We start from the raw sequence: 463 nt of genomic DNA, 5'->3' as shown, positions 1-463 counted from the left end.
GTACCCCTCCGCCGAGGGCCGCCTACCGGGATCGGTCTGAACCTGCCTTCTGATCTTACGGGCGTTCTTTCGAGCGCCGTTAAGGGCAGCGGGTGGGGTGCGGAATGGAGATCATCACCGGCGTCGAGCGGCGTCGCCGTTGGCGGGACGAGGAGAAACTGCGGATCCTGGCCGAGCTCGACGAGCCTGGCGCCAGGTTCAACGACGTGGCGCGCCGGCACGATGTGAGCCGCGGCCTGTTGTGGCAGTGGCAGTGGCGGGACGCGCGACGGCGCGGCAAGCTGGTGGCCGAGGCTCCGGGCTTTCTGCCGCTGCGCATCGTGCCGGAACTGCCTGCGCCGGAGCCGCAGGGCCCGGTAGCCGCAGCGCCCATCGACCCTGAGAACCAAGCGGACAGCCGCATCGAGATCGTGCTGCCCGACGGCACGGCGGTTCGGATTGCCGAGGGGATCAGTGCTGCCGC

General features: G+C 70.0%; 1 protein-coding gene. It reads left to right on the top strand.

Going from position 1 to position 463, the window contains the following annotated elements:
* Positions 1–104 precede the first annotated feature (104 nt).
* Positions 105–463, top strand: a 359-nt coding sequence (tnpA, locus tag E2C06_RS36985; protein ID WP_165982933.1) for an IS66-like element accessory protein TnpA, incomplete at its 3' end; no start/stop codon positions are given.

It is taken from the genome of Dankookia rubra, from assembly GCF_004355005.1.
GTDB classification, from domain to species: domain Bacteria; phylum Pseudomonadota; class Alphaproteobacteria; order Acetobacterales; family Acetobacteraceae; genus Paracraurococcus; species Paracraurococcus ruber_A.
This window is presented reverse-complemented; position numbering and strand designations above follow the sequence as displayed.